Here is a 25,635-nt window from a genome sequence, read left to right as displayed (position 1 = left end):
GAGTAACGCGAGGGGGTGTGGGAACGCTGATGCAGGTGTCGGCTGGGGTGGGATCGCCTGAATCGAACTCGGTGCCCCAGGTAACCGAGGTCCTCGCCCCAGCCGACCTTTTGTCAGAGCGGCGGGGCGACGTCCCGGCGTTCCTCGACCCGCCGGTACTCAACCGGCTCCTCGGCGACCACGGTCCGGCGGCGGTTGCCCCAGATCATCATCGTCACGACAAGGCCGAGCACGCCGGCGCCCATCAGGATCCAGCCGACGACGTCGATGTCGAGTCCGCCGACGGTGGCGTCGACCGCGAAGGTGAGAATCGCGCCGACCGCGATGAGAAAGACGCAGGCTCCGATACCCATGAGGGGCCTCCTTGGTTGGGGGAACAACCTCGCAGTACCCAACCGGCCGAACTGTGAACCCGCGCCGTGGCTCAGCGCAGCGAGCTGATGATCGGTTGGAGGACGTCCAGCGCCACGAAGCCGGCCCGGCTGAGCTTGCCGTCCTCGCGCAGCTCACCGAGGCGATTCTCCAGCTCACGCAGCCTCTCGGCGGCCCGATCGGTCCGGCCGTCACGGACGGCGACGCTGATCGTGGCGAGTGTGCGCAGGATCTCCCGCCCGGCGCGGCGGTCCAGGTCACCGCTCTCGACAAGCTGTTGCGCCGTCACGGCGACCGCGGCGAGCCGGTCGATGGGGTTGACCGGCCTGCGGCGCGGGGTCGGCGAGGCCGAGGGCGTGGGCGGTGCGACCGTCGTGACCACGGGCGCGGGCTCGTCGACAGTGGGCGTCGCCGGCACGTCGGAAGGGGCCGCGGCGGCGAACGCGACATCCGCCGGCCGGCCCCCGTCCCGGCCGGCGATCACCATGAGTACCGCCGCCGCGGTCAACAGGATCAGCCCACCGGACACGACGGTGATCCACCACTGTCGCAGCCAGGCCCGTGCCCCCGGCCAGTCCGGCAACCAGTCAGGCAGCGAGTACGGCCTTCGATGCCGCCCCGCCTGCCCTTCGTCCGCCACGTGTGCCTCCCCGGCTGTTCCTCCGCAGGGGGAAGCGACCGGCGTGCCGCCGGCGTTACACGCCCCGGCCGGATGGGAAGTGCGGCCAGGGGCGCAGGTCGTCGTCAGAACGCGTCGCCGGCCTCGACGTGCGAGTCGATGATGGCCATCACCACGGCGCCGCCGGTGTCCGCGTCGCCGATCTGCGTCATCGCGCCGCCGGTGCCACCGATGACCACGTTGGAGTCGTCGTACGTGACGACGTTGCGGTTGCCACTCGACCGGATGCCCAGGTCGTCGTAGCCGTCGCCGCCGATGACGAGCGGGTTGCGGCCACTGGCCGTGGTGCCGCCGTCATCGTCGGTCACCGCGCCGGAGCCGGTCGGGCTGCCTCCCGTCGCTGCGAGCGTCCCGGCCGCGAGGTCCGCCTCTTCCTCCGGCTCCTCGGGCTCCTCCGGCTCCTGCCCGGGTGGGGCGTCGGCCGAGTCGCCGGAGCGTACGACCGAGCGGACCACGAAGAGGGCGTTCAGCCCGCTCGAGTCGGTGTCGCCGGTGTTTCCCATGATCTCGCCGTTGCGGTTGACGTAGACGTTCGAGTCGTCGTACGTGACGATCTGGTCGTTGCCGGCAACGTTGACCGAGTGGTTCTCGTAGCCGGCGATGGCCACCGCCCGGTCGCCGAGGTGCGGCGCGAACTCGTTCACCACCTCGCCGTCCGCGTCCCGGACCGCCCCCGTGGCGTGGTCTGGATCCGCGGCGAGGGTGACCGTGCTCTGTCCGGTCTGGAGAGTCGAGCCCTCGGAGTCGATCGTCACCGCGCCGCTCGACTGGACGTCGCCGGTGTTGGCGGTGAGCTCGCCGTCGTCGCCGACGTAGACGATGGCCCCGTCGTGGGCGAGCACCGTCAGGTCGTGGTCGACGTTCTGCCGGGCAGGCGCCGCGCCGGTCGCCGGGGCGGCCTTGACCGGCACTTCTCGGGTGGTTTCGCCGTCCGGCGCCGCGCCGGCCCTGACCGGCACTTCTCGGATGGTTTCGCCGTCCGGGGTCACGATCGTGAGCCGCAAGGTTTGTGGCTGAGGCGCCGCCGGCTGCTCCGCTGCCGCCACCACCGGCTCGCCGCGATGGTCCGACGACCACCACAGCAACCAGCCGACAAGGCCCGCGCCGAGCACGAAGAGCCAGGCGAGGGCCTGTTTGGACACGTACATGGAAACCTCCTTCCGCCGACGTGAGTCGGCACAGCAACGCCGATGGCGGAAGGGCGTAATGACGGTTCGGTCCGGAAATTACCGATGCGCGATTGATTCCGGGCGGTCTGGGCCGGTTGTCATTCCTTCGGGGGATAAGGCGTCCCGGAGCGCGGCCCGCGAGCCGATGCCCAGTTTGGGAAAGACCCGGTAGAGGTGGGCGCCGACGGTGCGGTGCGACAGGTGCAGCCGCTGCCCGATCTCCTTGTTCGTCAGGCCGGTCGCCGCGAGCAGCGCGATCTCCCGCTCCTGCGGCGTCAGCACGGCGGGACCGGCCGCGGTCGCCACGCCGGCCGCGCGCAGCTCCGCGTCGGCACGCGCCGTCCACGGCACGGCGCCCAACTGCGCGAACGCGTGCTTCGCCGCGACAAGGTGCTCGCGCGCCGCGGCGGTGGCGTGGTGGCGGCGCAGCCACTCGCCGTACGCGAGGCGCACCCGGGCGAGGTCGAACGGCCACCGCTCGGCACCCGGCACCGCGAGCGCCGCCGCGAAGCGGTCGCCCGACGGGTCGACGGTCGCCACCGCCGCGGCGGCCACCACCGCGAGCCGTGGGGAGAGCGGCGCGACCCGGCCCAGCGCGGTGGCGTGGGCCGCTGCCTCGGCGTGCCGGCCGGTGCGCACCGCGGCCTCCACGAGGTCGATGCCGGACCAGAGCGCGAGCGGCGCGTTGGCGGCCAGCACACCGGGTGGGCTCACCTGGATCGTGTGCCGGTACGCCTCCTCGGCATCGCCCCGGCTCAGCGCCGCGACGGCCAGCACGTGGTGCGCGGCTCGGGTCACGGAGCGCGCGCCCTGGGTGGCGGCCCAGCCGAGCATCCGGCCGGCGAGATCGTTGGCCGTGGTTTCGTCGCCCTGCGCGGCCGCGACAAGCGCCGTACCGAACCGCAGCGGCCACCGCAGCATCCGGTAGCCGTGCGGCGCGCAGAGCGCCTGCCCTTCGGCGGCAAGCCGGGTCGCCTCCGCCCAGCGTCCCGTGCGCACGCCGTCCAGGCAGAGGTTGACGAGTGCGCGGACCACGGCGATGACCGCACCGCCGCGCTGCCCGTCGCGTACCACCCGGCGGTGGGCCTCCCGGCACGCGGCCATCCGGTCGGCGAAGAGGGCGGCCCGGCCCACCGCCACGATGCGGGCCGGGTCGACCTCGTCGTGCAGCCGCCCGGTGAGATCGTCGAGAAGGGCGAGGTCGGCCGGTGTCGCGCGAGCTGGGTCGGCGACGAGCGACGCGCCCAGCGCCAGCAGCGTCGGCGGCCCCGGGCGCAGCCGGGCCACCGCGGCGTGAAACGGCGCCCACAGCTCGTCCCGACCGCCGAACGCGCAGACGGTCAACAGCGTCTGCAGCGCGTCGACGTGCGCCGGGTCGCGGTCGTCGAGCGCGGCGACGAGGAGGCGGTGGGCGGTGTCGACGTCGCCGTCGTCGTTGAGCACGAGGTGCGCGGAGGCCACGGCCGCGGGCACCGAGCCGCGGCGGCCGGGATCGGCGTGCCGGGCGTCGCCGAGCAGCCGGGACACGCCGCGCAGGTCCACGTCCGCCCGTACCGACGCCGCCTCGGCGAGCCGCCGGCTCCGGTCGGCGCCGCGGGGGCTGAGGTCGGCCGCCCGGACCATCGCCGCGTACGCGCCGGCCGCGTCGCCCCGCCGGCGATGGGTGTGCGCTGCCCGCATCAGCAGCCCGGCCACCCGCTCGTCCGGGCCGAGCGTCGCCCGGGCCAGGTGCCAGGCGCGGCGTTCCGGCCGGTCGGCGCCCTCGGCGAGAAGGCTGTGTGCGGCCCGCCGCTCCCCGGGCGGGGCGAGGGCGACGACCGCGCAGCGCGCGAGCGGGTCGTGGAAACGTATCCGGCAGGCGTCGACGGTGACGAGGTCGGCGCGTTCGGCCGGCAGCAGGTCGGCGAGGTCACCGGCCGAGGCCAGCGCGTCCGAGCCGCCGCGCCCGTCGAGTGCCACGAGCAGCAGCAGCCGGCGGGTCGGTGCGGGCAGTGCGGCGAGGCGGGCGCCGTACAGCGCGGCCAGGCGCGGTCCGAGCGGCAGCGGGTCGGGCAGTTCGCGCGTGCCGCTTCGCTGGGCCGAGGTCAGCGCGGCCGGCAGCTCGTGCAGTGCAAGCGGGCTGCCCCGCGCGGTGGCGAGCACGCGCCTGCGCACCCGTCCCGCGAGGTCCGGGAAATGCGTCGTGAGCAGCGCCGATGCCGCCTCCTCGCCGAGCGGCCGGACGGCGAGCGTGCCGATGCCGGTCGCGTCGTCGCCGGCGTCGGTCGCGGCGAGCAGGGCCGCGCCGCTGCCGTCGAGGCGGCGGGCCAGAAAGCCGACGACGGCGGCGCTGGCCGGATCGATGCGGTGCAGGTCGTCGACGAGCAGCAGTACCGGCGCCGCGCGCGTGAGCAGCGTCAGCGCCGCCGTGGCGACGACAAGCCGGTCGGGGGGCGGGCCGGCGTCCAGCCCCAGCGCCGAGCGCAGCGCGTCGCGGTGAGCCGCTCCGAGGTCGTCGACGTGTGCGCGCAGCGGCCACAGCAGCTGGTTGAGCCCGGCGTACGCCAGGTCGGCCTCGACGGTGCTGCCGGCGCCGCGGAGCACCCGGATCGCGGACGCGGCCGCCCGCTCGGCCGCCGCTTCGAGCAGTGCCGATCGTCCGCTGCCGGCCCTGCCGGTCAGTAGGAGCGCGCCGCCATCCAGCACGGTCGCGATGGCCTCGAGCTCGTCATCGCGCCCCGTCAATGCGGCACCCACCTGGGTCCCCCGTACCACCGACTGCCAATTTAAGTCACGGCGGAGGTCATCTGACCGAAGTCCGCAGAAGCGCTCACGATCGACACTCGGGCGATGGACCTGGAGATCTCCGTCGCCGTCACAGCCGACACCCGCGCGGAAGCCCGCGGGCCGGGGAGCGCGCCCGCCGCGCTCACCGTCAACGGCGCGACCTACCTGATCGGAGTCGAGCCGCGGGTCAGCCTGCTGGACACGCTCCGCGAACACCTCGACCTCACCGGTACCAAGAAGGGCTGCGACCAGGGCACCTGCGGCGCCTGCACGGTGTGGGTGGACGGCCGGCGGGTGCTGTCCTGCCTCACCCTCGCCCTGGCCTGCGAGGGGCACGACGTCACCACGATCGAGGGCCTCGCCGATGGCGAGGAGCTGCATCCGATGCAGAAGGCGTTCATCAAGCACGACGCCTTCCAGTGCGGGTACTGCACGCCCGGACAGATCATGTCGGCCGTAGCGCTCGTCGCCGAGGGGAACGCCGGCACCGATGCCGACATCGCCGAGTACATGAGCGGCAACATCTGCCGGTGCGCCGCGTACCCGAACATCCGGGCGGCGATCAGGGAGGTCCGGGATGCGACCGCTTAGCTACGCCCGACCCCACGACGCCGCGACGGCGGTCGCCCTGGTCGAGCGGAACCCGACCGCCGCGTTCCTCGCCGGCGGCACCACCGAGGTCGACCTCCTCCGCATCGGGGTACACCGGCACGACCTGCTCGTGGACATCAACGAGCTGCCGTACCGCGAGGTGGAGGAGCTGCCCGGCGGCGGCCTGCGGCTGGGCGCGCTGTCCCGGATGAGCGACGTCGCCCGCGACGAGCGCGTGATGGCCCGCTACCCGGCCGTGTCGCAGGCGCTGCTGCTCGGCGCGTCGGAGCAGCTGCGGAACATGGCGTCGATCGGCGGCAACCTGTGCCAGCGGGTGCGGTGCGGCTACTTCCGGGACGGGATCTCGGCGTGCAACAAGCGGGACCCGGGGACCGGTTGCGCCGCGCTGGAGGGCGTCAACCGGGGACACGCGGTGCTCGGCACCAGCGAGCACTGCATCGCGACGCACCCGTCCGACCTGGCCGTGGCGCTCGTCGCGTTCGACGCGGTCGTACACGTGATCGGGCCGGGCGGCTCGCGGGCGATCGCGGTCGACGACTTCTACCTGCTGCCGAATGACACGCCGCAGCGCGAGCACCCGCTGCGCCAGGGCGAGCTGATCGTGGCCGTCGACCTGCCCGGGGCGGTGATCGGCGCGCGATCCACCTACGTCAAGATCCGCGACCGCCAGTCGTACGAGTTTGCGCTGGTCTCGGTCGCGGCGGCCCTCACGGTATCGGAGGGAGTCGTGCGGGAGGTACGGCTGGCGCTCGGTGGCGTCGGCACCAAGCCGTGGCGGGCCAGGATCGCCGAGGCCGAGCTGACGGGTGCGCCCGCGACGCCGGAGTCGTACGAGCGCGCGGCCGCCGCCGAGCTGAGCGCGGCGCAGGTGCGCCGGTACAACGCGTTCAAGGTGCCGCTCGCCCGGCGCACGATCGCGCGCGTGCTGGCGGGTGCGGCATGAGTACCTCGGTGGGGCAGCCCGTCGACCGCGTGGACGGGCCCGCGAAGGTGACCGGCGCGGCGCGGTACACGGCCGAGATCGTGCTGCCCGACCTCGCGTACGCGGCCATCGTCGGCGCGACAGTCCCCAGTGGACGGGTCACGGCGATCGACGCCGTCCCGGCCCTCGCGGCCGGCGGGGTGCTCACCGTGCTGACCCACGAAAACCTGCCGAAGATCGCCGAGCCGCCCCACCTGCTGCCGTCGCTGGTCGGAGCGGCCGCGCCCGGCGAGAGCTTCTTCCCGATGCAGGACGACGAGGTGCACTACGCCGGCCAGCCGGTCGCGATCGTCGTCGCGGACAGCCATGAGCGGGCGCAGTTCGCGGCGTCGCTGGTCCGCGTGACGTACGAGCGCACGCCCTCGATCACCACCCTCGACGAGGGTCGCGACGCCGTGTACGAGCCGCAGACGCTCTTCGGCGGCCTCATGCCGGCCCGCATGGGGCACGGCGACGTGGACGCCGGGCTGGCGGACGCCGACATTCGCGTGGACGTCTCGTACCGCTTCGCCGCCAACCACCACAACGCCATGGAGACCTCCGCGACCACCGCCGCCTGGGACGGTGACCGGCTCACGCTCTACGACTCCACGATGGGCATCCGGGCCACCCAGCTCACCGTCGCGCACCTGCTCGGCATGCACGTGTCGGACATCCGCGTGATCACGCACTTCGTCGGGGGCGGTTTCGGGGGCAAGGCGATGACCTGGCCGCACGTGACGCTGGCGGCGATGGCGGCACGGCAGGTCGGGCGCCCGGTGCGGCTGATGCTGACCCGCCCGCAGGCGTTCACGTCGACGGGCCACCGCGAGGAGCAGGAGCAGGCGATCTCGCTGGGTGCCAAGCGGGACGGCACGCTGACCGCGCTGCGCCACCAGAAGCTGTCGCTCACCTCGCCCTTCGACGACTGGGCCGAGCCGGCGACCGGTACCACCATCCAGGTGTACGCGGTGCCGAACGCGGAAGGCGTGCACCGCATGGTCAAGGGCAACACGATGACGCCGACGTTCACCCGCGGGCCGGGCGAGACCGTGGGCATGTTCGTGCTGGAGACCGCGATGGACCAGCTCGCGTACGAGCTGGGCGTCGACCCGGTCGAGCTGCGCCTGCGCAGCCACGCCGACACCGACCCGCGCGGCAACCCGTGGTCCAGCGACGGCCTCGCGGAGTGCCTGCGGGTGGGCGCGGAGTCGTTCGGCTGGGCGGGACGTGACCCGAGGCCCCGGATGCGCCGGGACGGCGACTGGCTGATCGGCACCGGGATGGCGGCCGCGGCGTACCCGGTCGCGTTCTTCATGCCGACCCAGCGCGCCCGCGCCCGCATCTACGCCGGCGGTGACGCGGTCGTGCAGACCGGCACCCAGGAGTTCGGCACCGGCGTCACCACCGTGATGACGCAGGTCGCGGCGGACGGCCTCGGCCTGCCGATGGACGCGGTCCGCTTCGAGGCCGGCGACACCGACCTGCCCAACACCTCGGCGGCGGTCGGCTCCTCCGGCGCGATGATGGTCAGCGCCGCCGTGCACAACGCGGCCACCGCCCTGCGCGACCAGCTCATCGCGATGGCGGTGACGGACAGCGACTCGCCGTTGCACGGCGCGGATCCGTCCGATGTGGAGGTACAGGAAGGTCGGATGCGGCTGCGCTCGCGGCCGGAGGTGGGCGAGACCTACGGCGACGTCATGGGCCGCCACCACCTGGAGGACGCGGAGGCGCTGGGCAGCTGGACCCCGCCGCCGCCGGACACGCCACACGGCCTGCTGACCTTCGGCGCCCAGTTCGCCCAGGTCGCCGTCGACCCCGAGCTCGGCCTGGTACGCGTGCGGCGGCTCGGCGGCGCGTTCGCACCCGGGCGGGTGCTGAACCCCAAGACCGCGCGCAGCCAGCTCATGGGCGGGATGCTGTGGGGGATGGGGCAGGCCCTGCTGGAGGGCAACCGGATGGACCCCCGCCAGGGCCGGTGGAGCGCCACGAGCCTCGGTGACTACCTGGTGCCCGTCAACGCCGACGCCCCCGACGTCACCATCCACCTCGTCGAGGTGCACGACGAGGTGGTTGGCCCGCTCGGTGCCAAGGGCGTCGGCGAGATCGGCCAGGTGGGGGTCGCCGCGGCCATCGCCAACGCGGTCTACCACGCGACCGGCCGGCGGATCCGCGAGCTGCCGATGACCGCCGAACTCGTCATGGACCCGCCGTAGGTGGCGGTGTCGCTGCCGGATCGACCCGCGGTCACCACGCCGGCCGCGGGTTCCGCACGCCAGCCGTACGTCGGTCTCAAGGGCCTGCTGCTCGTCGTGCCGGTCGCCGCCCTGCTCGCCTACGGTGCGGGCGGCCCGGAGTCCTCGCTGCGGATCCTCGGGCCGCTGGTCACGTTCGCGCTTCCGGCGGTCGCGATGGTCGCGTTCTGGTGGGAGGACTGGCCGGGGTCGAGCCTGCGGCCCGGCTGGTCCGGCCTGGTGGACACGATCTTCGTGGCCGCCCTCGCGGTGGTGCTCGCCGCCGTGGGCCTGCTCGTGGTGGAGGGCTGGGACCCGGGCGGTGTCTTCGCCGGCCGGGCCTTCCCTGAGACGATGCCGCTGGGCGCCGCCGGGTTTGTGGCGATGCTGCAGCTCACGCTCGTGACCGAGGGCTGGCCGCTGCGCCGGTACAACCGTTTCGCCGCCGGCCTCGCCGCGCTCGCCCTGTCCTGGGCCGTCGCACTCGCCGTCTACGCCACCGGCGTGCACCGCCGCCCCTGGTTCGGCGCGTTTCTCATCCTGGTCGGCGTGTGGCAGGTCTGGTGGTTTGTGGTGTGGCGCGGCTGGCCGCTGACCGGTATCCACGCCAAGGCGGTACGGCTCGTGGCCGGCAACGCGGTCGTCCTCTGTGGAGCCGCGCTGACCTGGCTGCTGGTCGGCGAGGTCGGCGGCGTCGAGCCAGGCGTCGTCGGTGCCGTCGGCGGCTCGTTCGTCGCGGCCGGCCTGGTGGTCGCGATGCTCTTCGAGGGCTGGCTGACCTCGTACCCGGCGGCGCTGGCCATGACCGCCGCCGTGACGGTCGCCATCTACGCGCTGGTCACGCTCGCCGCGGGCGTGGCCACCTGGACCAGGGCCGAACCGGAGGCGTGGGTCGCGCACGCCACCCTCAACGCGATCGGCGTATCCGTGATCCTGCACGTGGCGATCGGCCGCCGCTTTCCCTTCGGCGACACGGCGTAGCCTCGGTCACCGGAAGGTAGACCACCGGGGACATCCGTCGATATGTTCTTGAGGCTCCATCACGAGTGGACACCTCCTGGGGGACCGCCATGCCTCAAGCTCGCCATCTGCTGCTCGCCAGCGCCGCCGTCACCGGCGGGCTGGTGCTCGCCGCACCCGCCACAGTCGCCGCCGCACCGGCCGACCCGCCGCCCACGATCGTCGTCGAAAACGGCATGACCCAGCCGGTCTTCTCCTTCGCCGACGCGATCGAGGAGCGGGTCTACGTCGAGACGCCGCTGGACACCAACCACGACGGCCGGCGTGACCGCGTCGCGATCGACATCTCCCGGCCGCGGGAGACCGCCACGGCCGGGTTCAAGGTGCCGGTGATCTTCGAGCACAGCCCGTACCGCAAGAACGTCTGGGGCGACGTGCCCTACCACAGCGTGCTGGTGGACGAGCTGCCGCAGAACGGGCTCGGTGACCGCGCCGCCGCGGCCCGCGCGGACGCGGCCGGCATCGCGCGCGCCGAGGCCAAGGGCAACCTGCCCGGCTCGCTGGACGACTACTACGTGCCCCGCGGCTACGCCGTCGTGCTCGGCCAGAGCGTCGGCACCGCCGACTCCGACGGATGCTCCACCAGCGGCGACGCGGCCGAGACGCTCGGCACCAAGGCGGTCATCGACTGGCTCAACGGCCGCGCCAGGGGCTGGGACGCCGGCGGCGCGCCGGTCACCGCCGACTGGACCACCGGCGATGTCGGCATGACCGGCGGCTCGTACAACGGCACGCTGCCCAACCAGGTCGCCACCACCGGCGTCGAAGGTCTCAAGACGATCATCCCGGTCGCGGCGATCAGCAGCTGGTACGACTACTACCGCGCCAACGGCCTGGTCGTCGCGCCCGGCACGTTCCAGGGTGAGGACCTCGACGTGCTGGCCAAGTTCACGGCCGGGCAGGCGCGCTCCGAGGGCGACTGCGCCGACGAGATGGCCGCGATCACCGCGGCGCAGGACCGGGTGACCGGCGACTACTCGCGGTACTGGGCGGAGCGTGACTACCTCGACGCCCGCAGGGTCAAGGCGAGCGTGTTCGTGGTCCACGGCCTCAACGACTGGAACGTCAAGACCGAGCACTTCGCCGGCTGGTGGGACGAGCTCGCCAAGCGGCACGTGCCCCGCAAGATCTGGCTGCACCAGGGCGGGCACAGCGGCCCGAGCAGCGCGCCCGTCACGCTGCCCAACGGTAAGACCTGGACGTACAAGCAGACCGAAAACCGCTGGTTCGACTACTGGCTCTGGGGTGTGCGCAACGGCGTCACGAGCGAGCCGACCGCCGTGGTGCAGCGGGAAAACGCGGCCTACACGACGTATCGCAACTGGCCCGACCCCGCCGCGCGCGACGTGGCGGTGCGGCTCGCGGCGCCCAGCTCGCTGACGACCGGCCGGACGTGGGGCCGCACCGAGCAGTCCTTTGTGGATGAGGGCCGCACGATCCACCCCGACGCCCTGATCGCCAACCCCGAGGTGGCCAGCCCCAACCGCCTCGCGTACACGTCGCCGGCGCTCACCCGCGACGTGCGGCTCTCCGGTCGCCCCGAGATGCGGCTGCGGATGGCGATCGACAACAAGCCGGACGCCAACCTCACCGTGTATCTGGTCGACTACGGCCCGGCCGGCTCCACCACCGCACCCTTCGTGGTCACCCGCGGCTGGATGGACCCGCAAAACCGCAAGTCCGCCGCCCGTACCGAGCCGGTCCGCACCGGCAAGCTGTACGACTACCGCTGGACGCTGCAGCCCAAGGACTACGTCTTCCCTGCCGGACACCGGATCGGCGTGGTGATCTTCTCCACCGACCAGGAGTACACCCTGCTCCCGCTCGGCGGCACCCGCCTGCGGGTAGCGACAAGCGGAAGCGAGCTGCACATCCCGGTCGTCGGCGGCCGGGCAGCGCTCGGCTTCTGACCGGGCGTACGCGGGCGCGGTCCTTCGCGAGGGCCGCGCCCGCCGCCTACCGCCAGGTGTAGCCGGCGATGACGGCGTGCGGGTTCTCAGGGTTCGGCAGGGATCGCACCACCACGCCGGCGTAGCGGGCGTTGCCGGTGCGGACGCAGAGCTGGCTTCCCCGTGCCAGGTCGGCGAAGCCGATCCGGCCGCGCCAGCCCGATGCCGCCGCGCACTTCTGGTGGGACAGGCCGCTGCCCGCGTCCACGACCGCGAGCTCGCCGTTGTCGGTGTAGAGGCTGCTTGCGTCGCGCCTCAGGTCGGTGCGGGAGTCCCGGACCCGCCACTCCTCCATTTACAGTCCGGAGGCGTAGAACCCGTCGTCGACAGCGGCGAGGAAGATCCCGCCGTTGCAGGAGTACACCGTGGGGTCGCTCGCCGGGCACTCGACGGTCGCCACCTCGCTCGGGCCCGGCTCCTTGCTGGGTCTGCCCGGCGCCAGGTCCGCCCGACCTGGTCGGGGTCGGCGTCGGCCGCGGTTCGTCACGCCCGTTCGTGTTCGTCGTACCGCCCGAGTCGGTCGGCGCCGGGCGGCTGCCGGCACCTACGCGAAGTGGGCACCGTGCGCTCGCACGGTGCCCACTTTCAAAAGGTCGGTGTCAGCGGACCTCGAACCGGTCCAGCTCCATGACCTTGACCCACGCGGCGACGAAGTCGCTGACGAACTTCTCCTGCGCGTCGTCGCTGCCGTAGACCTCGGCCAGCGCGCGGAGGATCGAGTTCGAGCCGAAGACGAGGTCGACCCGGGTGGCGGTCCACTTCACCTCGCCGGTCGCGGTGTCCCGGCCCTCGAAGTTTTCCTCCGCCTCCGAGGTCGGGGTCCACGTGGTGCCGAAGTCGAGCAGGTTGACGAAGAAGTCGTTGGTCAGGACCTCCGGCCGCTGCGTGAACACGCCGTCCTGCGACTGCTGGTAGTTCGCGTTCAGCACGCGGAGGCCACCCACCAGGACGGTCATCTCGGGAGCGCTCAGCGTCAGCAGCTGCGCCCGGTCGACGAGCAGCTGCTCGGTCGGGCGCGTGTGCCCCTTGGCGAGGTAGTTGCGGAAGCCGTCGGCGGTCGGCTCCAGCACCGCGAAGGACTCCGCGTCGGTCTGCTCCTCCGTCGCGTCGGTGCGACCCGGCGTGAAGGGGACCTCGATGTTGTGGCCGGCGGCCTTCGCGGCCAGCTCGACACCGACGCCACCGGCGAGCACGATCAGGTCGGCGAGCGATACCTTCTTGCTCCCGCCCTGGGCGTTGAACTGCTGCTGGATGCCCTCGAGGACACCGAGTACCCGCCGCAGCTGGGCCGGGTCGTTCGCCTCCCACGCGTTCTGCGGGGCGAGGCGGATGCGGGCGCCATTGGCCCCGCCGCGCTTGTCGGTGCCACGGAACGTCGAGGCCGACGCCCAGGCGGTGGAGACGAGCTCGGAGACGGACAGGCCGGAGGCGATGATCGCGTCCTTGAGCGCGGCGACGTCCTCCGCGCCGACCAGCTCGTGGTCGACCGCGGGCACCGGGTCCTGCCAGATCTGCGGCTCGGCCGGCACCTGCGAGCCGAGGTACCGCGCGATCGGGCCCATGTCGCGGTGCGTGAGCTTGAACCACGCCTTTGCGAACGCGTCGGCGAACTCCTGCGGGTTTTCGTAGAACCGGCGGGCGATCGGCTCGTAGATCGGGTCCACGCGCAGCGCGAGGTCGGTCGTGAGCATCATCGGCGCGTGGCGCTTGGCCGGGTCGTGGGCGTCCGGCACGAGCCCCTTGGCGGCGGGGTCGGTCGGCTCCCACTGCGTCGCGCCGGCCGGGCTGGTCGTCTGCTGCCACTCGAAGCTGAACAGCGTCTCGAAGAAGCTGTTGTCCCAGGCCGTCGGCGTGGGCGTCCAGGCACCCTCGAGGCCGCTGGTGATGGTGTCGCCACCCTTGCCGGAGCCGTGCGCGTTCTTCCAGCCGAGGCCCATCTCCTGGATGGGGCGGCCTCCGGCTCCGGGCCGACGTTGCGGTCGGGGTTGGCAGCGCCGTGTGCCTTTCCGAACGTGTGCCCGCCGGCGATGAGCGCGACGGTCTCCTCGTCGTTCATCGCCATCCGGCCGAAGGTCTCGCGGATGTCGCGGGCAGCGGCGAGCGCGTCCGGGTTGCCGTTCGGGCCCTCCGGGTTGACGTAGATGAGGCCCATCTGCACCGCGCCGTACGGCTTGGCGAGGTCACGGTCGCCGCTGTAACGCTGGTCGCCCAGCCAGGTGTCCTCCGTGCCCCAGTTGATCTCCTCGGGCGCCCAGACGTCCTTGCGCCCGCCGGCGAAACCGAAGGTCTTGAAGCCCATCGACTCCAGCGCGACGTTGCCGGCGAGGACCATCAGGTCGGCCCACGAGATCTTCTTGCCGTACTTCTTCTTGACCGGCCACAGCAGCCGGCGCGCCTTGTCCAGGCTCGCGTTGTCCGGCCAGCTGTTCAGCGGGGCGAAGCGCTGGTCACCGGATCCCGCGCCGCCGCGGCCGTCGCTGATGCGGTACGTCCCCGCGCTGTGCCAGGCCATCCGGATGAACAGCGGCCCGTAGTGCCCGTAGTCGGCCGGCCACCAGTCCTGCGACGTGGTCATCACCGTGTGGACGTCCGCCTTGAGCGCGTCGAGGTCGAGGCTCTTGAACTCCTCGGCGTAGTCGAACGTGCCATCCATCGGGTCACCCGCGGGCGGGTTCTGGTGCAGGACGCTCACGTCGAGCTGGTTCGGCCACCAGTCCCGGTTGGACCGGGCCACCGGCGGACGAAGAGGAGCCTCGCTTGAGATGAGGCCGTTGTTCTCACTTCCCACGTTTGCTCTCCTTGCGTGCGGACAACGCGTCGATCAGCTAGCTGGCGCCGCCCGATTCTGGATCACTTTTCTGGAGTCAGTCAAGAATAAAGGGCGGCAGTTGAACACCTTGTCCGACCGGGCCAGCTCAGGCGGGCGTGACGCTGGTCACAGCCCTCATCCACGGCCGCGCCGGATCCGTGATCTCTCTTCGATATCTCGCTGCATGGAGACGGTCACTGAAAGTCGTTGTGGTGTAACGGATTCTTTGTGCGTCTGGCTGGCCCGACAGTTGGGTAAGCTGGCCGCCGGCCACCCACTGCACGGATGGAAGGGACGGAATGACGGCATCTGTCCGACGGTGGTGCACGCTCGCCCTCGCGGCGGTCGCTGCCGCGACCCTGTTCCTTGCCGCGCCGACGGGTGCGATGGCCAAGCCGGGCGACCCGGCCGTGCCGGACGAGAGCGGCCCCGCGCTGCTCGGCGACGTGCTCACCGTGACCGGCAAGAGGCACGCCCAGGCCAAGGCCGCGCTCAACAAGTCGCGCGCCAAGCAGCTCCAGCTCAACCTCGAGCTGCGCAAGGCGAAAGACCGGCTGAACGAGCTGGCGCCGCAGATCGGTGAGATGGCCGCGACCTCGTACCGCACGGGCAAGCTCACGGCGGTGTCCGCGCTTCTGGAGACGGCGTCGCGCGACCAGTTCGTGTCGCGGGCCGCGATGCTGACCGAGCTCAACATGGTCAACGACCGCAAGCTCGCCGAGCTCAACGCCGCGCGCAAGCAGGCCGAGGACGCCAAGAAGGCGCTGGACGCCGAGGTCGCGGAGGAGCAGCGGCAGCTGGCGGTCATCGCAAGGCAGAAGACCGAGGCGGAAAAGGCGCTTGCCCTGGTCGGCGGCACCAAGCTGACCGGCGGGTTCGTCTCGGCCACGTCACCGGTGGCGAAGGCGGCGCCGCGAGCGTCGGACGGTTCCTGGCCGGACGAGTCGTGCAGCGTCAACGACCCGACCACGTCGGGGTGCATCACGCCTCGGACGTTCAATGCGTACACAGAGGTACGCAAGGCTGGTTTCCGCCGCTTTGTCGGGTGTCACCGGTCCGGCGGGCCTTTCGAGCATCCCAAGGGCCGCGCGTGTGACTGGTCACTGCAGAACAGCGGCTTCTCCAACGCGTCCAACGACGACATGCGGCTGTACGGCAATAACCTGACCGCGTTCCTGGTGCGAAACGCCGACCGGCTCGGGATCCTCTACGTCATCTGGTACCGGCAGATCTGGTTCCCCGCCACCGGCTGGAAGTCGTACAACGGGCCACAGGACCACAAGGACCACGTGCACATGTCGATCATTTGACCCTCTGACCGGATCGCGGGCCTGAGCTTGGCTGATTCCCAGCGAACGCTCAGGTTCCGCCCATATCCTGTCCGCGAGGGGAGTACCTCGCCAAGATCGTTCCGGTCAGTACGGGCCAGTCACACCGCCCTCGGGACGAGCACCCATCGCGCTGACGGTGGGTGAGGGAGACCTCGGACCTTGTTTGTGTGTCCGAGGAGGGATTGGCGAGTGTTGGAGTCCATCGGGTCGCCGCTGCTCTGGGCGGCAACCATCGCGGTCCTGCTCGTGTTGCTCGCGCTCGACTTCGCGGTGACGCGGCGGCCGCACGACGTGCCCATGCGGGAGGCCGTCGGCTGGACGGTGTTCTACCTCGCGCTTCCCGCCGTCTTCGGCGTCTTCGTCTGGTGGGCGTATGGCGGCACACCGGCGGTCGAGTTCTTCACCGGGTACGTGGTGGAGAAGTCCCTGTCGGTGGACAACCTCTTCGTGTTCATGCTGCTGCTCGCGTCATTCGCGGTGCCGACAGCGCTGGCGCAGCGCGTCCTGCTGTACGGGATCGTCGGCGCCCTGGTGCTGCGTGGCATCTTCATCGCCGCCGGCGCCGCGGTGATCGCCAGCGGCGCGTGGGCCTTCCTGCTCTTCGGCGCCGTCCTGCTGGTCACCGCGGTCAAGGTGATCCGCGACGCGCTGCGCGGCGCCGACCACCAGGTCGACATCGGCCGCATGCGGTCGGTGCGCCTGCTGCGCCGGCTGATGCCGGTCACCCAGGAGTACCACGGCTCGCGGCTGACCGTCCGCATCGACGGCCGTCGCACCCTGACGCCGATGGCGCTGGTCGTCGCCGCGGTGTTCATGACCGACGTGGTCTTCGCGGTCGACTCCGTTCCCGCCGTCTACGGGGTGACCGAAGACCCGTACCTGGTGTTTGCCACGAACGCGTTCGCGCTGCTGGGTCTCCGCGCGCTGTACTTCGTGCTGCGCAACGTGCTCGCCCGCCTGCGCCACCTCAACTACGGCCTCGGCGTGATCCTCGCGTTCATCGGGGTCAAGCTGGTGCTGCACTGGGCGCACGGCGTGTGGGACTGGGTCCCGGAGGTGCCGACGCCGCTGTCGCTCGGCGTCATCCTGGTCACCCTGGCCACGGTCACGTTGACGAGCGTGGCCGCCAACCGTCGCGAGCGCGCGCAGGAAGCCGTCCAACCTGGACCGGTGGCGGGCGAGTTGAACAATGTCGAGAGGCCGATGACCCTGGGAGGCTCTCGTGTTCGGATCCCGCCGGAGAAAAAAGCGCGATGAGCCGTTCGAGGACGTGCCGGTCGAGGTGGAGTTTCAGAACGGTGGGTACGCGGTCGACCTGGTCCTCTGCATCGACGTGACGGCGAGCATGACGTCGATCATCGAGAGGGTCTTCGCCCCGGACCGCGACCCTTGGACCGGCATCGCCGGCAGCTGGAACAACACACTCCACTCACCCTCGAAGGCCGGCACCGGCCTGGACAAGGTCGCGCTCGACGACGTGATCGGCGTCATCGCCGGCAGTGTGTGAGGCGATGTCCGCCGTTTGGGCTCCGACCGTGCCCAGACGCGGACGGTGAGGCCGCGGGAGCAACGGTCCGGACCAACGGCGGACATCGCGGTAGCTCAAATCTTCTGGAATCGCTCCTAAGGCGACAGTCGCACGCGGCGCAGCAGCTGGGCGTTGAGAGCGACCACGATGGTGGAGCCGCTCATCAGCACGGCGCCGATTGCCGGGCTGAGGGTGAGGCCGGCCCAGGCGAGCACGCCGGCGGCCAGCGGGATGGCGACGATGTTGTAGCCGGCGGCCCAGGCCAGGTTCTGGACCATCTTGCGGTAGGAGGCGCGGGACAGCCTGATGACGCCGGTGACGCCGCGCGGGTCGGACGAGGCGAGCACCACGCCGGCCGACTCGATCGCCACGTCGGTGCCGGCGCCGATCGCGAGGCCAACGTCGGCGCGGGCGAGCGCGGGCGCGTCGTTTACGCCGTCGCCGACCATCGCCACCCGGTGGCCGCGCTCCTGGAGCTCGGCGACCGCGCGGTCCTTGTCCGCGGGGAGCACCTCGGCGAACACTTCGTCCAGGCCAAGCTCCGCGCCGACGGAATCGGCCACCGCCTTGGCGTCACCCGTGATCATGGCGATCTTCTGGACGCCTTCACGCCGCAGCTGTGCGATGGCCTCGCGGGCCTCGGGTCGTACCTCGTCTTCGAGCGCGAGCGCACCGATGACGGCCGGCTCGTCGCCGTCGAGGCGGATCAGGTGCAACACAGCAGCGCCACGGCTCGCCCACTCGGCGGTGGTCTCGGCGAGTTCGCCGGGCACGCCCGCGCCGAGCTCGCGGAGGAGGGCCGGGCCACCCACCGCGTACTGGACGCCGTCGATCGTGGCCTGAACCCCACGGCCGGTCAGCGACTTGAACCCGGTTGCCGTGGCCGGCTCGCCCTGCTCCTTCGCCGCCCGCACGATCGCCTTGGCCAGCGGGTGCTCGCTGTCCGCTTCCACACCCGCGGCCAGGCGTAGCACGCCGGTACCCCCGGCGACCCCGGTGACCTTGTGCGCGCCCTTGGTCAGCGTGCCGGTCTTGTCGAACAGGACGGCGTCGACCGTCCGCATGCGCTCCAGGGCCAGGCGGTCCTTGACCAGGATGCCGGCCTTGGCCGAGACGGCGGTGGACAGCGCGATCACCAGCGGGATGGCCAGGCCGAGGGCGTGGGGGCAGGCGATGACAAGGACGGTCACGGTGCGAACCACGGCTTCGTCCAGGTCGCCGGAGGCCCACCAGGCGGCGAACGTGATCACGCCAGCGGCGGTCGCGACGTAGAAGAGCATCGCGGCGAACCTGTCGGCGAGCACCTGGGCGCGGCCGGCGGAGGCCTGAGCCTGCGCGACAAGGCGCTGGATGCCGGCGAGGGCCGTGTCGTCGCCGACCGCGTCCACCCGCACGCGGATGGCGGAGTCGGTGGCGACCGTGCCGGCGACCACGCGGTCACCCTCCCCGCGTGGCACCGGGCGGGACTCACCGGTGATCATCGACTCGTCCAGCTCGGCCGCACCCTCCACGACACGGCCGTCGGCGGGTACGCGGCCGCCCGACCGGACGAGGACGACATCGCCGGGCTTGAGGGCGGAGATCGGGACGCGCTCGCCGCTGACCAGCTCGGCCTCGTCGGGCAGCAGCGCCGCCAGGGCGGCGAGGGCACCCTGCGCCTGCCCGATCGCCTTCATCTCCTGCCAGTGACCGAGCAGCATGATCGTGACCAGCGCGGCCAGCTCCCACCAGAAGTCCAGGTCGAAGGCGCCGAGGGCGGTGGCGATGGAGGCCACGTACGCCACGGTGATCGCCATCGAGATCAGGAGCATCATGCCGGGGGCGCGGTCGCGCAGCTCGCTTATGCCGCCGACGAGGAACGGCCAGCCACCGTAGAAGAAGATCAGCGAACCGAGGACGGGGCCGACCCAGTCGATGCCCGGAAAGTCCAGCGCGTAGCCGAACCAGTCCATGACCATCTCGCTGGTCAGCACCACCGGGATGGTGAGGGCGAGGCTGAGCCAGAATTTGCGGCGAAACATCTCGGGGTCGTGGCCGGCGTGCTTGTCATGCCCGCCGTGGTTGTTGTGCGCGCCGTGCGTTTCCTGCGTGCCGTGTGTGTTGTGCGTGCCGTGCGTTTCGTGCGTGCCGTGCGTTTCGTGCTGCTCGTGGTCGGCGTGGCTGCCGTGCCCGGCGCCTTGTGCGCCGTGGGGCGCCGTCTCGTGTCGCATGAGCGATCACCTCCGCGGCTTCAACATATACCCCCAGGGGTATCAAGCAAGCGTGGCGGCCGTCGCAGTCCGCCGCGATCTCGCCTTTAATACGATCAGTCGGAGGGACGTGCTGTGGTCGTCTTCCGCTCGCCGCTCCCGCGACCTCACCCTGCGCGGTTGGGTGCGGGCTCTCGGGGTCTACGGAGCTGGGCGCACGAATGCGCCCAGTCCCTGGCGTTTCGGTGGTTGGTGGCCGCGCCGCACGGGCGGAGCGCGCTCGCGGTGGCTTGTTGCCCGACAGGGCGACCAATGCCGGTCGCCCGCTGTCACAGGTGAGCTGGCTTGGCTGGCCCTTCTTGAAGACCATCGTTGTCGTGCCCTGACGGACTCCAGCGACGGCGCCGCATCGTGGAACGGACTCTCCGCTTAGCCGAAGCTCTCCGGCGTCACCGAGTTGATGATCGTGGCTGTGCGGCTGATCGGGTGAGTGCCACTGCACGCCATGACCACCGTGCCCGGCACCGAACTTGAATGACCGGCAAACCTGGATGATGTGGCGGAGTGCTCGCTGGGCGCTACGGCGTCGACTCCCAAAGGGTTAACCGGTGGGGAGGCATGGAGACCAGTAGCCACTGCGGGCTGTCTTGACTTGGCATCGGCGACGCCCGGCGGCGTCGGCCTCGGTCATGTGCTGTTGGGGTGGGCCTTGTGCTGGCCGGGGTGGCCGGCGGGGTTAGGTGAGCAGGCGGCGCCGGTAGTCACAGCCAGGAGGGACGCGCGGGCGGACCGCACTCTGTGTGGGCGCCACGGCATGGCCAGCCGGCTGGCTCGGAGACTGGGTTGCACCCGGCGGCGATGAGGACGGCGCCGACGGCCACCGTGGCAGCCGTCGATCATGGTCTACGACGACCGTCCGGGCAACGGCTCGGGGCTAAGCGTGCGGCCGTTTGGGGTGAGCTGGCCCACCGCGGAGGGTGAGGCCGCGGGAGCAACGGTCCGGACCACGGCGGACGTCGCGGTAGCTCTAGGAAGCCGTGCCGATGAGCAGGCCGAGGCACATCTCGTCGGCGGTGCCGTCGCCCCACACGACGTAGCGGGGCGGGAGCTGCTTGAGCTGCGGCAGCATGGCGCGGAGGCCGGCGTCGTGGGTGCAGGTGACGCGCACGACGTCGTCCTTCTTGATCTCGATCGGTGCGGGCAGCGGGCGGATGGCCTGGTCGTCGAAGTTGTAGCGCGGGACGTCCAGGAGGACCTTGGCGCCGGGCGCGCCCGGGTTGAGCTCGATTTTGATGGACCGGCCCAGCAGGTGCATGTGTCCGGCCGTCGCGTGGATGGTGAGGTCAGCCTCGATCTTGTGGTCGCAGTGCTGGGTGGGTCCGGGTGCCGGCTTTCCGTTGCTGCACCACTGGATCAGCTGGTCGGCGCTGGAGCCGACCTCCTCGCCGAAGCGGTGCGTGACGTCCTTGATGGCCGCCTTGCGGTCGCACAGTGGGCCGCTCTCCTGCGCCGTGCAGGGCAGCTCGATGGGCGCGGGCGCCTGAAACGTGCCCAGCGGTGTCATGGGCGCGCTGCCGTCGGCGACCCGCAGTCGCACGCTGGAGCGGTCGGCGCTGCCCGGCTTTCCCTCGGTGGCCAGCAGGTTGTAGTGCACCTGCATGACGAGCTGGCTGCCGGGCGGCATCTCGTAGCCCAGGCCTTCGCGCAGCAGTACCTCGTTTGCGCCTGGCGCCCAGTGGGCCACCCAGGTCTCGTCGCCGATACCGGCGTCGCCGAAGCATTGCCAGCCCTCGCCGGGGCTGCGTTCGTCGGTCTGGCGCGCCCTCTCGATCGCCTCCGGCGCGATCTGGAAAAAGATCGCGTGGTGGACGATGTCGGTGTTCTGCGGCAGGAACTGGCTGCCGGTCAGGTACGCCTTCGCGGACAGCTTCGGATCCACGAGGAAGCAGCGGTATTCGTCGGTGCCGCCGTTGGGCGCGAGCGGTGTGTAGGGCTGGGGCATCGTGAGGGTGACGAAGCGTTCGCCGGTGCGAAGTGGCTCGTTCGCCGGCGGTGAAAACGCGCCGTGGCTGGCGTGCGTCGAGCTGCTCGGGTCGGCCTGTTGCGACGGCTCGGCGGCGTCATCGCCGCAGGCCGCGCTCGCTCCCACGAGGGCCAGGACCGCCGCGGTCACCACGAGTCGCTCGCCGAGTTTCGTTGCGCGTTTCACGTGTGCCTCCCCAGTCGGCGTTGTCCCCTGAGGATCGTCCTGCCGGGGTTGCTGCTACATCCGGGTTTGCCCCCGGATCAACCCCGAATCCGCCTGACGTGGGGCTCGGGCAGTTTTCAAGAAGCCGGAACGGTGGCAGCACTCTAACGTTAGGTTCATCCTGATCATGACTTGTGGAGGTACCTGGAATGAGCGCCACGCCGAAGCCCGCGAAGCGGTCCGGGGCATTCACCGACGAAGAGCGCGCCGCCATGAAGGAGCGCGCCCAGGAGATGAAGACCGCCACCCGCCGTGGATCGCGCCCCACCAAGGAGGACGCGGAGGCTGAGCTGCTCGCGAAGATCGCTGAGATGACGCCGGAAGACCGCGCGATTGCCGAACGGATCCACGCCATCGTCCAGGCCGCCGCGCCCGACCTCACGCCCAAGCTTTGGTACGGGATGCCCGCCTACGCCAAGGATGGCCAGCTGGTGTGCTTCTTCCAGCCGGCGGCCAAGTTCAAGGCGCGGTACGCGACGCTCGGCTTCAACGACCCGGCCAAGCTCGATGACGGCAACATGTGGCCGACCGCCTTCGCCCTGACGAAGCTGACCGCCGCCGACGAGAAGCGGATCGGCGAGCTCGTGAAGAAGGCGGCGAGCTGAGCCCGGCTCGCGCCGACAGGCGAAGATGCTCGGCGACCCTACCGATCGTGATCGCCGCCGCGGCCGCTTGGCTGGCGGACACCGGCACACCGGCTGACCCCACTTTTCGCACATCAGTGCGGGTAGTGGGCCGCCGGGGACTCGAACCCCGAACCTAAGGATTAAAAGGGGATGTCGCGAGAAACGCCTGACCAGCACGATCTTGCATTTGCGCAGGTCAGACGGTGTCCAATAGGGACAGCTAAGGGAAGCTAAGGACCACTAAGGCGGTACAAGTGTGCCCCGGGGCACACCAACCAGAGGTACCGTCCCGGCATGGCATCCAAGCCCGAACTGCGCGGCGACGCCTACCGCGTCCGCTGGCGCCTCGGCGGCGCCGCCGGCGCACCATTCGAGCAAGCCAAGTTCGTCCTCCCCGAAGGCGCCACCACCAAAAGCCCGGCCGCGAAGGCCGCCTACGAGCTGGCCGTCGCCGCGAAGGCCCTCGCCGAAGCCCACGGCCACCGCATCACCGGCGACGAGGTGACATCCCGAGTCCTCGGCCTGCACCAGCAGCCGCGCGTCGAGCCCACCCTTCGCAAGTTCGCCGCCGAGTGGGCCAAGGACCGCGCCGAGCTCGAAGACATCCAGCCCGACACGCTCACCGAGTACGTGCGGACGCTCGAGGTGCGGGTACTGCCGAAGCTTGGCCACCTGTACCTGTCGGAGATCGACGAACCCGCCATAAAGGACTGGCTCAAATGGCTTAAGGTGCAGCGGGTCCGCCGGTCCAAGAAGAACCCGCAGGGCGAGGTGATCTCGCCGAACTCTGTGCGCCGCGCGCACACGATCCTGCACCAGGTCCTCGCCGCTGCGGTCCCCGCATGGCTGGAACGCAATCCGGCCGCCCGGCCCGCCGGCTCGCGGAAGACCCGGGTCGGCCTGCCGAAGGTGACGCCGTTCGAGGGCATGTACCTGGAGCCGTGGGAGGTCGACCTCATCCACTCCCGCTGCTCGCCCGCGATCGCAGACATCTGGTTCGTGCTCGTCCGCACGGGTCTGCGGCTCGGCGAGCTCCTCGTGCTCCGCCCGCAGGACGTGACGCTGACCGGCGCCAACCCCGTCATCCGCGTCCGCCGCGCGCTGAAGGCCGGCGGGATGCGCAAGGACGGCAAGCCGCAGATCGGGCCGCCCAAGAGCGAGAAGTCCCGCCGTGATGTCACCATCTCCAGCGAGGTCGTCAAGGTGCTCGAGCGCCGCTGCGCGGGCAAACGCCCCCGGGACCTGCTGTTCCCCACCCCGTACGCGAGCAGCCCGGTGGACGGCGTGTGGCAGGAGCGGAACCTGTTCAGGCAGCAGTGGCTGCCCGCGGTCGCGGAGGCCATGCGCTGCCCCGACCATCCGCCGCCCACGCCGGCGAAGCCGCGGCGCGGGTGCACGCGCAAGCTGCGGCCGGACGAGGTGTCGGACTGCGCCTGCCCCGGTGTGCTGCGTCGGCGGCCGCGGCTGCACGACGGCCGGCACACGCACGCGTCGGACTGCATCCGGGCGAACTGGCAGCCGATCGAGGTGCAGCACCGGCTTGGCCATGCCAGCTACAGCACCACGGTGAACATCTACTTCCACCTGTGGCAGAACCAGGGCGACCGCGACCGGCTGGATCGGATGGAGCGGCGCGGCGGCCGCCGGCTGTCGGTGGCGCGCCAGCGGGCGCTCGCCGTCGACGACGAGGCGGCCTAGCTGGCCTGGCCGCGCCGCTGAGCGTCTTCTTCTGCACGGGCGGCGGCCAGGATGGCCTCGATGTCGTCGAGTTGCCGGGCTGCCCAGGCGCGCAGAGCGGGCGAGCGGTCCTGGTTGTCGGCGATGGCCTGGACCTCTTCCAGCTTGTGCTGCCACGCGGTCGGCTCGCGGGTGGGCGATCCGAAGCGGTGGATGTCCTCGTCCGAGAAGCCGGCGGCGCGTAACGCGAGGGCGGGATCGACGCCGACCGCTTGGGCCATCGCAGAGACGGTGCTTGCCCGCGGGTTGACCGGCACGGTGACGTTGCCGGCTTTCTGGACACCGGTGACGACTTGACGCCAGCGACCCTCGCTGATGCCTGCGCGTCGGGCGGCTTCGCGTTTGCTCAGGCGGAGCGATTCACGGGCGTCTTCGAGGATCTTCCCGACGTCCGTTAGCTGGCCTGCGTCTTCCGGGTCTCGCGGGTGCGGCACGTGCACAACCCTGCCTGCGAACTTGCGCGAAGTAAAGGTGCCGCTTCGCGTGGGTTGTGGCCGCGTCGTCGCAACCAAGGGTGTTGATCTGTTCACTCATCCCTGCGTACGCGCCACTTCGCGCTTGCTTCGTGCGAACTCTTGCGACTTCGCATGTTTGTGCGTACTGTCTTCGCATGGCCATGACGCGAAGCCGGACGGAGCGCAAGACGCCGTTCGACCACAACCCCGAGGCAGTCGCCTGGGCCATGGACGCCAAGGGCTGGACCCAGAAGGCACTCGCCGAGGCCGTCGGCATCTCACCCAGCCACATGTCCGAGATCGTCGGCGGTACCCGCAACGCCCCGCCACACCTGCTCAAGCGCCTCGCCGACGCACTCAACTGCCCGGTGACCCTGCTGGAACGGAAGCGGGCAGCGGCATGACCGGCGAGAAGCTGTACACGATCGCCGAGGTCGCCGTCCTGACCGGCTACAGCCGGCACTCCATCGAGCAGGACTGCGAAGACGGCCGCGTCGAGTTCACCCGCCGCGGCGGCCGCGAGCGGGTCCACAAGCGGATGACCGCCGCGCAGGTCGAGGCCCTTCGCCGCTACCGCACCGAGGCCGCCAGGCCCGAGCCGCGGCAGCTCACCGACATCGAAGCCGTCGTCGCCGCGACCCAGGCGGCGCAGCGCCGCCCCCGCACCCGTACCCGCAGGCGCGCGGCATGAGCACCGTCCTCACGTACTCGCCCGCGTGGCGCCAGCTCGCCGAGGCATGGTGCGACGCCCGCGACGCCGCCACCGAAGTTCCCGCCGCCGACCCCCGTGGGCGTGCCGGGATGACGCCCGGACCGGACACCTCACCCCCCGCGGTCGCCGGTCCGGGCGTCCCACAGACCTGTCGGGGTCGGGAGGAGGTGGGGGCGCCGGCAGCCGTGGGAGCCGGCGCCCCCACCAGCGGGCCGACCGCCTGACGACAAAGGAG

General features: G+C 71.3%; 21 protein-coding genes and 1 pseudogene. 13 read left to right on the top strand and 9 right to left on the bottom strand.

Translation table 11 applies throughout. The annotated features are described in order from the left end of the window. Positions 1-113: 113 nt before the first annotated feature. From Phou_RS18205 to Phou_RS18190, 4 genes are all read right to left on the bottom strand, one after another. A complete protein-coding gene (locus Phou_RS18205; protein ID WP_173057103.1) occupies positions 114-353 on the bottom strand; it encodes a DUF6458 family protein in 240 nt (79 codons plus the stop codon). A gap of 71 nt (positions 354-424) precedes the next feature. Then, positions 425-1,012 (bottom strand): hypothetical protein, encoded by a 588-nt coding sequence (locus tag Phou_RS18200; RefSeq protein WP_173057102.1) that lies wholly within the window; start codon positions 1,010-1,012, stop codon positions 425-427. Positions 1,013-1,116: 104 nt separating this feature from the next. Beyond that, positions 1,117-2,199 carry a hypothetical protein gene (locus Phou_RS18195; protein ID WP_173057101.1) on the bottom strand — a complete coding sequence of 361 codons (1,083 nt, stop codon included), beginning with the start codon at positions 2,197-2,199 and terminating at the stop codon, positions 1,117-1,119. 78 nt (positions 2,200-2,277) lie between these two features. Continuing rightward, a complete protein-coding gene (locus tag Phou_RS18190) occupies positions 2,278-4,944 on the bottom strand; it encodes an AAA family ATPase (RefSeq protein WP_218579050.1) in 2,667 nt (888 codons plus the stop codon). Between the two features lie 105 nt (positions 4,945-5,049). Here Phou_RS18190 and Phou_RS18185 point away from each other — a divergent pair, with 105 nt between their 5' ends. The 5 genes from Phou_RS18185 (at position 5,050) to Phou_RS18165 (ending at position 11,726) form a co-directional block, all read left to right on the top strand. Next, complete coding sequence (locus Phou_RS18185) at positions 5,050-5,577, top strand: (2Fe-2S)-binding protein (RefSeq protein WP_173057099.1); 528 nt, start codon at positions 5,050-5,052, stop codon at positions 5,575-5,577. Further along, positions 5,564-6,541 carry an FAD binding domain-containing protein gene (locus Phou_RS18180; RefSeq protein WP_173057098.1) on the top strand — a complete coding sequence of 326 codons (978 nt, stop codon included), beginning with the start codon at positions 5,564-5,566 and terminating at the stop codon, positions 6,539-6,541. Before Phou_RS18185 ends, Phou_RS18180 begins: the two co-directional genes overlap by 14 nt. Then, positions 6,538-8,778, top strand: coding sequence for a xanthine dehydrogenase family protein molybdopterin-binding subunit (locus Phou_RS18175; RefSeq protein ID WP_173057097.1), 2,241 nt, complete (start codon positions 6,538-6,540; stop codon positions 8,776-8,778). The genes Phou_RS18180 and Phou_RS18175 overlap by 4 nt, the downstream gene beginning before the upstream one ends. Next, complete coding sequence (locus Phou_RS18170; protein WP_173057096.1) at positions 8,779-9,777, top strand: hypothetical protein; 999 nt, start codon at positions 8,779-8,781, stop codon at positions 9,775-9,777. It abuts the gene before it with no gap. A gap of 89 nt (positions 9,778-9,866) precedes the next feature. Then, a complete protein-coding gene (locus tag Phou_RS18165) occupies positions 9,867-11,726 on the top strand; it encodes a Xaa-Pro dipeptidyl-peptidase (protein ID WP_173057095.1) in 1,860 nt (619 codons plus the stop codon). A gap of 46 nt (positions 11,727-11,772) precedes the next feature. Here the strand turns inward: Phou_RS18165 and Phou_RS18160 are convergent, their stop codons facing one another. Beyond that, positions 11,773-12,060: a hypothetical protein gene (locus Phou_RS18160; protein ID WP_173057094.1), complete on the bottom strand. Its 288-nt coding sequence runs from the start codon at positions 12,058-12,060 to the stop codon at positions 11,773-11,775. A gap of 304 nt (positions 12,061-12,364) precedes the next feature. After that, positions 12,365-14,553 (bottom strand): annotated as a pseudogene (gene katG, locus Phou_RS18155) (catalase/peroxidase HPI). A 320-nt stretch (positions 14,554-14,873) separates the two neighbouring features. Between katG and Phou_RS18150 the strand changes: the two are divergent. The 3 genes from Phou_RS18150 to Phou_RS18140 all read left to right on the top strand — a co-directional run bounded on the left by Phou_RS18150 (position 14,874) and on the right by Phou_RS18140 (position 17,412). After that, positions 14,874-15,884, top strand: a complete 1,011-nt coding sequence (locus Phou_RS18150; RefSeq protein ID WP_173057093.1) for a coiled-coil domain-containing protein — start codon at positions 14,874-14,876, stop codon at positions 15,882-15,884. Positions 15,885-16,094: 210 nt separating this feature from the next. Then, positions 16,095-17,162, top strand: a complete 1,068-nt coding sequence (locus Phou_RS18145; protein WP_173057092.1) for a TerC family protein — start codon at positions 16,095-16,097, stop codon at positions 17,160-17,162. After that, positions 17,128-17,412, top strand: a complete 285-nt coding sequence (locus tag Phou_RS18140) for a hypothetical protein (protein ID WP_173057091.1) — start codon at positions 17,128-17,130, stop codon at positions 17,410-17,412. Before Phou_RS18145 ends, Phou_RS18140 begins: the two co-directional genes overlap by 35 nt. Before the next feature lie 116 nt (positions 17,413-17,528). Here Phou_RS18140 and Phou_RS18135 read toward each other — a convergent pair whose 3' ends face one another. Both Phou_RS18135 and Phou_RS18130 read right to left on the bottom strand, forming a co-directional pair. Next, a complete protein-coding gene (locus tag Phou_RS18135) occupies positions 17,529-19,643 on the bottom strand; it encodes a copper-translocating P-type ATPase (protein WP_173057090.1) in 2,115 nt (704 codons plus the stop codon). A 1,006-nt stretch (positions 19,644-20,649) separates the two neighbouring features. After that, positions 20,650-21,831 (bottom strand): monooxygenase, encoded by a 1,182-nt coding sequence (locus Phou_RS18130; RefSeq protein WP_173057089.1) that lies wholly within the window; start codon positions 21,829-21,831, stop codon positions 20,650-20,652. A 188-nt stretch (positions 21,832-22,019) separates the two neighbouring features. Between Phou_RS18130 and Phou_RS18125 the strand changes: the two genes are divergently transcribed. After that, positions 22,020-22,475 (top strand): iron chaperone, encoded by a 456-nt coding sequence (locus Phou_RS18125; RefSeq protein ID WP_173057088.1) that lies wholly within the window; start codon positions 22,020-22,022, stop codon positions 22,473-22,475. 315 nt (positions 22,476-22,790) lie between these two features. Beyond that, complete coding sequence (locus Phou_RS18120; protein ID WP_173057087.1) at positions 22,791-24,194, top strand: tyrosine-type recombinase/integrase; 1,404 nt, start codon at positions 22,791-22,793, stop codon at positions 24,192-24,194. Here the strand turns inward: Phou_RS18120 and Phou_RS18115 are convergent. After that, a complete protein-coding gene (locus tag Phou_RS18115; RefSeq protein ID WP_173057086.1) occupies positions 24,191-24,667 on the bottom strand; it encodes a helix-turn-helix domain-containing protein in 477 nt (158 codons plus the stop codon). The two genes, Phou_RS18120 and Phou_RS18115, sit on opposite strands and share 4 nt — an antisense overlap. A gap of 176 nt (positions 24,668-24,843) precedes the next feature. Here Phou_RS18115 and Phou_RS18110 point away from each other — a divergent pair, with 176 nt between their 5' ends. The 3 genes from Phou_RS18110 to Phou_RS18100 are packed head-to-tail and all read left to right on the top strand — an operon-like array spanning position 24,844 to position 25,624. Beyond that, positions 24,844-25,092 carry a helix-turn-helix domain-containing protein gene (locus tag Phou_RS18110; RefSeq protein WP_173057085.1) on the top strand — a complete coding sequence of 83 codons (249 nt, stop codon included), beginning with the start codon at positions 24,844-24,846 and terminating at the stop codon, positions 25,090-25,092. After that, positions 25,089-25,379 carry a hypothetical protein gene (locus Phou_RS18105; protein ID WP_173057084.1) on the top strand — a complete coding sequence of 97 codons (291 nt, stop codon included), beginning with the start codon at positions 25,089-25,091 and terminating at the stop codon, positions 25,377-25,379. The genes Phou_RS18110 and Phou_RS18105 overlap by 4 nt, the downstream gene beginning before the upstream one ends. Then, positions 25,376-25,624 carry a hypothetical protein gene (locus tag Phou_RS18100; protein ID WP_173057083.1) on the top strand — a complete coding sequence of 83 codons (249 nt, stop codon included), beginning with the start codon at positions 25,376-25,378 and terminating at the stop codon, positions 25,622-25,624. The genes Phou_RS18105 and Phou_RS18100 overlap by 4 nt, the downstream gene beginning before the upstream one ends. Positions 25,625-25,635 lie beyond the last annotated feature (11 nt).

The sequence above is a fragment of the Phytohabitans houttuyneae genome, assembly GCF_011764425.1.
GTDB lineage: Bacteria > Actinomycetota > Actinomycetes > Mycobacteriales > Micromonosporaceae > Phytohabitans > Phytohabitans houttuyneae.
Note: the sequence above shows the minus strand (reverse complement) of the source record. Positions and strands in the feature narration are given on the sequence as shown.